This window comes from Bacillus sp. I-2, assembly GCF_001974945.1.
GTDB lineage: Bacteria > Bacillota > Bacilli > Bacillales > Bacillaceae > Bacillus > Bacillus safensis.
This window is the reverse complement of sequence record NZ_LZRW01000005.1, coordinates 55,697-62,037: the sequence shown is the minus strand read 5'-3', so window position 1 is coordinate 62,037 and position 6,341 is coordinate 55,697. Positions and strand designations below refer to the sequence as shown.

The window sequence follows — 6,341 nt, the reverse complement described above, 5'->3', positions numbered from 1 at the left end:
TCCATCAGGTTTGGTGGCGATAGCGAAGAGGTCACACCCGTTCCCATACCGAACACGGAAGTTAAGCTCTTCAGCGCCGATGGTAGTTGGGGGTTTCCCCCTGTGAGAGTAGGACGCCGCCAAGCTTCTATAAGGATCAGTTCCAGCCGGAACTGGTCTTTTTTGTGTTTTTGAGAGGTTTGATACCATATAAATGTGGAAATAATATTGTTAGTTGAGCGATTATCTTGAAAAATCGATCGAAAAAATTTATAGTAAGATTAAAGTCAAATATAGTCAAAGTCAATGGAGGAGGAGGCGGAGTGGCACAAAATATTTCTGATATCATCGAGCAGTATTTGAAGGAAGTCTTGGATCAGAACGGTCGAGAAATATTAGAAATTAAGCGCAATGAAATTGCAGATAAATTTCAATGCGTACCTTCACAAATTAACTATGTTATCAATACACGCTTTACGAGCGAGAGAGGCTATATCGTTGAAAGTAAGCGTGGCGGCGGTGGCTATATCCGTATCATTAAAGTCAAAATGAATGATGAAGTCGACTTATTGAACAACATTATTTCCCAAATATATCATCGTTTATCACAGGCTGCATCTGATCATATCATCATGCGTCTTGTTGAAAATAACATTTTATCTGAAAGAGAAGCTAAGATGATGATTAGTGTCATGGACCGTTCTGTATTGCATATTGATTTACCTGAACGTGATGAACTGCGTGCTCGGATGATGAAAGCGATGTTAAATGCTTTGAAATTAAAGTAAAGCGGGTGAAAAGATTGATTTGTCAAGAATGTAATGAGAGACCAGCCACTTTTCACTTTACGAAAGTTATAAATGGAGAAAAACAAGAAATGCACATATGTGAACAATGTGCAAAAGAAAACAGTGATTCATATGCTATGAGTGGAAACCAAGGTTTCTCGATTCACAACTTATTATCAGGCTTATTGAATATTGATCCTAGCTTCACCACAAGTGCTAACAAGGGCTCATCTATTTTTCAAGAAGCGAAAGAAGTGGATCAATGTCCTAAGTGTGGCTTAACCTTTCAGCAGTTCAGAAAAACAGGCCGATTTGGCTGTGCAGAATGCTATCGTACATTTGATCAGTATCTGAACCCTGTTTTACGGAAAGTCCATAGTGGAAATACAGTCCATAATGGGAAAGTCCCAAAACGAATTGCCGGCAGCCTGCATGTTCGCCGGAAACTAGAGTTAATGCAGCAAGAGCTGAAGCAGCTGATTGAACAGGAAGAGTTCGAAAAGGCAGCGGAAGTTCGAGATCAAATTCGTGCATTAGAGCATGAGCAATCTCAGCAGAGGGAGGGAGATTAACGACATGTCGCTCCAGCATTTTATTCAAGACGCTCTTAGTCAGTGGATGAGACAAAAAGGACCAGAAAGTGACATTGTTCTAAGCAGTCGTATCCGGCTAGCTCGCAATCTAGAGCATGTTCGTTTCCCAACTCAGTTTTCTCAAGCTGAAGCTGAAGCTGTTCTCCAGCAATTCGAGCAAAAGTTTGCTAGCCAGGAAGTGAAGGACATTGGAAACTTTGTTCTGATTCGAATGAATGAAACGCAGCCTTTAGCAAAGAGGGTACTTGTTGAAAAGCATTTGATTAGCCCCAATTTAGCTGAATCAAGATTTGGCGGCTGTTTGCTTTCTGAGAATGAAGAAATCAGTGTGATGCTGAATGAAGAAGACCATATTCGAATCCAATGCTTATTCCCAGGTTTTCAGCTAGCCAATGCACTAAAAGCGGCTAATCAGGTAGATGACTGGATTGAAGAGCAAGTGGATTATGCGTTTTCTGAAAAGCGAGGATACTTAACAAGCTGTCCGACCAATGTAGGTACAGGTATTAGGGCTTCGGTCATGATGCATTTACCAGCATTAGCGCTCACAAGACAAATGAATCGGATTATTCCGGCCATTAATCAATTAGGTCTTGTGGTCAGAGGAATTTATGGTGAGGGCAGCGAAGCAATAGGAAACATCTTTCAAATATCAAATCAAATGACACTTGGCCAATCAGAAGAAGACATTGTAGATGACTTGAATAGTGTGACCGCTCAGCTCATTGAACAAGAGCGATCTGCACGAAAAGCGTTATATCAAACATCTAAAATTGAACTTGAGGACAGAGTGTACCGTTCCTTAGGGATTTTGGCCAATTGTCGTATGATTGAATCAAAGGAAACAGCAAAGTGTTTGTCAGATGTGCGGCTTGGAATTGATTTAGGTATCATTAAGGGGCTTTCAAGTAATATACTGAATGAACTCATGATTTTGACTCAGCCCGGCTTCCTTCAACAATATTCAGGAGGAGCCTTAGAGCCAAATGAACGAGATATAAAACGAGCAGCGATTATTAGAGAAAGGCTGCGCTTAGAAATGCATAGGAATGGACAGGAGGATGAAACGATATGATGTTTGGAAGATTCACTGAAAGAGCTCAAAAGGTATTAGCACTTGCACAAGAAGAAGCCATTCGCCTAGGCCATAAAAACATAGGTACTGAGCACATTTTACTTGGCCTTGTACGTGAAGGTGAGGGCATCGCTGCCAAAGCGTTAGAAGCACTGGGCCTTGTTTCAGATAAAATCCAAAAAGAAGTCGAAAGCTTGATTGGAAGAGGGCAAGAGGTGTCTCAAGCTATTCCTCATTATACGCCTAGAGCGAAGAAGGTCACTGAGCTTTCAATGGATGAAGCAAGAAAGCTAGGTCATTCCTATGTAGGGACAGAACATATTCTATTAGGTCTTATTCGTGAGGGAGAGGGTGTCGCTGCCCGTGTCTTAAATAACCTCGGAGTGAGCTTAAATAAAGCACGTCAGCAAGTCCTGCAGCTGCTTGGAAGCAATGAAACAGGTGCATCTGCGGCAGGCTCTAATAGCAATGCAAATACTCCAACACTAGATAGCTTGGCAAGAGATTTGACAGCTATTGCAAAAGAGGACAGCTTGGACCCTGTCATTGGCCGAAGCAAAGAAATTCAACGTGTCATTGAGGTCCTAAGTAGAAGAACAAAAAATAACCCTGTGCTGATTGGTGAGCCTGGTGTTGGTAAAACAGCCATCGCAGAAGGTCTTGCACAGCAAATTATTCATAACGAAGTGCCTGAAATCCTGCGCGATAAACGAGTGATGACACTGGATATGGGAACTGTTGTAGCTGGGACGAAATATCGTGGTGAATTCGAGGATCGTTTGAAAAAAGTGATGGACGAAATTCGTCAGGCAGGAAATATCATTCTCTTTATCGATGAGCTTCATACACTCATTGGTGCTGGTGGAGCAGAGGGCGCGATTGATGCGTCTAATATCTTGAAGCCATCCTTAGCACGTGGTGAGCTTCAATGTATTGGGGCGACAACGTTAGATGAGTACCGTAAATACATTGAAAAGGACGCTGCGCTTGAACGACGTTTCCAGCCAATTCAAGTAGATCAGCCGTCTGTTGATGAAAGTATTCAAATCTTAAGAGGGCTCAGAGACCGGTATGAAGCACATCACCGTGTGTCTATTACAGATGAAGCGATTGAGGCGGCGGTGAAGCTGTCTGACCGTTATATTTCTGACCGATTCCTTCCAGATAAGGCGATTGATTTAATTGATGAGGCAGGTTCGAAAGTCCGTTTACGTTCGTTCACGACACCGCCTAATCTAAAAGAATTAGAGCAAAAGCTGGATGAAGTACGCAAGGAAAAGGATGCGGCAGTTCAAAGTCAAGAATTTGAAAAAGCAGCTTCTCTTCGCGATACAGAACAGCGTTTGCGTGAAAAAGTAGAAGTTACAAAGAAATCATGGAAAGAAAAGCAGGGACAAGAGAACTCAGAGGTATCTGTAGATGATATCGCAATGGTCGTTTCCAGCTGGACGGGAGTGCCTGTTTCGAAAATTGCTCAAACGGAGACAGATAAGCTTCTGAATATGGAACAATTGCTCCACTCTCGCGTGATCGGACAGGATGAAGCGGTTGTCGCTGTAGCAAAAGCAGTGAGACGTGCGCGTGCTGGCCTGAAAGATCCGAAGCGTCCAATCGGCTCCTTTATCTTCTTGGGTCCAACAGGGGTTGGTAAAACGGAGCTTGCAAGAGCACTCGCTGAGTCTATTTTCGGTGATGAAGAAGCAATGATCCGTATTGATATGTCTGAATACATGGAGAAACACTCTACATCCAGACTTGTTGGGTCACCTCCAGGCTATGTGGGCTATGATGAAGGTGGACAGCTGACTGAAAAAGTGAGAAGAAAACCTTATTCTGTCGTTCTTTTAGACGAGATTGAAAAGGCGCATCCAGATGTATTTAATATCTTACTGCAAGTGTTAGAAGATGGTCGTCTGACTGATTCTAAAGGGCGTACCGTTGACTTTAGAAATACGATTTTGATCATGACATCAAACGTTGGAGCTAGTGAGCTGAAGCGCAATAAATATGTTGGCTTTAACGTGCAGGATGAAAGTCAAAATTACAAGGATATGAAAGGCAAAGTGATGGGCGAGTTGAAACGTGCGTTTAGACCTGAGTTTATCAACCGTATTGATGAAATCATTGTCTTCCACTCGCTTGAGAAGAAACATCTAAAAGAGATCGTGTCTCTCATGTCTGATCAATTGACAAAACGATTAAAAGAACAAGACCTATCAATTGAATTGACGGAAGCAGCAAAAGCGAAGATTGCCGACGAAGGAGTAGATCTTGAGTACGGTGCGCGTCCGTTAAGAAGAGCGATTCAAAAGCATGTAGAAGATCGACTTTCTGAAGAGCTTCTGAAGGGGAATATTGAAAAAGGTCAACATATCGTATTAGATGTGGAAGATGGAGAGATTGTCGTAAAAGCGACGGCTGCTACGAACTAATATAGTAAGAAAAAAGTGTGAGGCATACCAGTAAGGTGTATGCCTCCCTTTACTTATTTTCTGACCAGTATAAGGAGTTGTATTCTTCAATCTATGGCTAAGACAAAATCAAAATTTATATGCCAATCGTGCGGTTATGAGTCAGCCAAATGGATGGGGAAATGTCCAGGCTGCGGCACGTGGAACAGTATGACAGAAGAGGTCGTTCGCAAAGAGCCGGCAAACCGTCGAAGTGCTTTTAATCATTCTGTTCAAACCATTCAAAAACCTTCACCTATATCTGCAATTGAAACATCCGAAGAACCCCGAATTAAAACAAATTTAGAAGAATTTAACCGAGTATTAGGAAGTGGAATTGTCAAAGGTTCTCTTGTTCTCATCGGCGGAGATCCTGGGATTGGGAAGTCTACATTGTTATTACAAGTATCAGCACAGCTCTCAGACAAAAATCAGAATGTGTTATACATATCTGGTGAGGAGTCCATTAAACAAACGAAGCTAAGAGCGGACCGTCTTGGCATTGAAAGCGCCTCTTTACATGTTTTGGCTGAAACCGATATGGAGTATATAACGTCTGCTATACAGGAGATGAAACCTGCTTTTGTTGTGGTGGATTCGATTCAAACCGTTTACCAAAGCGATATCACGTCAGCTCCCGGCTCTGTATCTCAAGTTAGAGAATGTACAGCGCAGCTGATGAAGATTGCCAAGACAAACGGTATTCCTATTTTTATCGTTGGTCACGTGACCAAAGAAGGCTCGATCGCAGGTCCACGCCTTTTAGAGCATATGGTGGACACAGTTCTTTATTTTGAAGGCGAGCGTCATCATACGTTTCGTATCTTACGGGCGGTCAAAAACCGATTTGGTTCAACGAATGAATTGGGAATTTTTGAAATGAGAGAGGAAGGGCTCACGGAAGTATTAAACCCATCAGAAATCTTTTTAGAAGAGCGGTCGGCAGGTGTATCTGGTTCGTGTGTTGTTGCCTCAATGGAAGGAACAAGACCCGTACTTGTCGAGATACAGGCATTAATTTCCCCGACAAGCTTTGGGAATCCGCGAAGAATGGCCACTGGCCTTGATCATAATCGAGTATCGCTGCTCATGGCAGTTTTAGAAAAACGCGTGGGGCTGCTGCTGCAAAACCAAGATGCCTATTTAAAGGTCGCAGGCGGTGTGAAGCTTGACGAACCGGCGATTGACTTGGCTATTGCCGTCAGTATTGCATCAAGCTTTAAAGATGCAGCGCCGCATCAAGCGGATTGCTTTATAGGAGAGGTCGGTCTGACGGGAGAAGTCAGAAGAGTATCAAGAATTGAACAGCGAGTGCAGGAAGCTGCAAAACTAGGATTTAAGCGAATGTTTATTCCTCAGGCGAATATAGACGGATGGAAAAAGCCGAGAGGGATTGAGTTAGTTGGTGTAGAAAATGTAGCGGAGGCACTTCGAATTTCACTAGGGGGATCATAGA

The 6,341-nt window shown here is 42.8% G+C and carries 5 protein-coding genes and 1 rRNA gene; all 6 read left to right on the top strand.

What is annotated here, in order from left to right; genetic code table 11:
- The first annotated feature begins 9 nt into the window (after nt 1–9).
- The 6 genes from rrf (at nt 10) to radA (ending at nt 6,340) form a co-directional block, all read left to right on the top strand.
- Nucleotides 10–125, top strand: a 5S ribosomal RNA gene (gene rrf, locus BAE31_RS02460).
- A gap of 177 nt (nt 126–302) precedes the next feature.
- Nucleotides 303–767, top strand: coding sequence for a CtsR family transcriptional regulator (locus BAE31_RS02455; protein ID WP_003217184.1), 465 nt, complete (start codon nt 303–305; stop codon nt 765–767).
- A gap of 14 nt (nt 768–781) precedes the next feature.
- Nucleotides 782–1,339, top strand: coding sequence for a protein-arginine kinase activator protein McsA (gene mcsA, locus BAE31_RS02450; RefSeq protein WP_024425862.1), 558 nt, complete (start codon nt 782–784; stop codon nt 1,337–1,339).
- A gap of 4 nt (nt 1,340–1,343) precedes the next feature.
- On the top strand, nt 1,344–2,435 hold the full coding sequence (gene mcsB, locus BAE31_RS02445; protein WP_076839367.1) for a protein-arginine kinase McsB: 1,092 nt from the start codon (nt 1,344–1,346) through the stop codon (nt 2,433–2,435).
- Complete coding sequence (gene clpC, locus BAE31_RS02440; RefSeq protein WP_007496263.1) at nt 2,432–4,867, top strand: ATP-dependent protease ATP-binding subunit ClpC; 2,436 nt, start codon at nt 2,432–2,434, stop codon at nt 4,865–4,867. Before mcsB ends, clpC begins: the two co-directional genes overlap by 4 nt.
- Nucleotides 4,868–4,960: 93 nt before the next feature.
- Complete coding sequence (radA, locus tag BAE31_RS02435) at nt 4,961–6,340, top strand: DNA repair protein RadA (RefSeq protein ID WP_025092231.1); 1,380 nt, start codon at nt 4,961–4,963, stop codon at nt 6,338–6,340.
- The last annotated feature ends 1 nt before the right edge of the window (nt 6,341 follow it).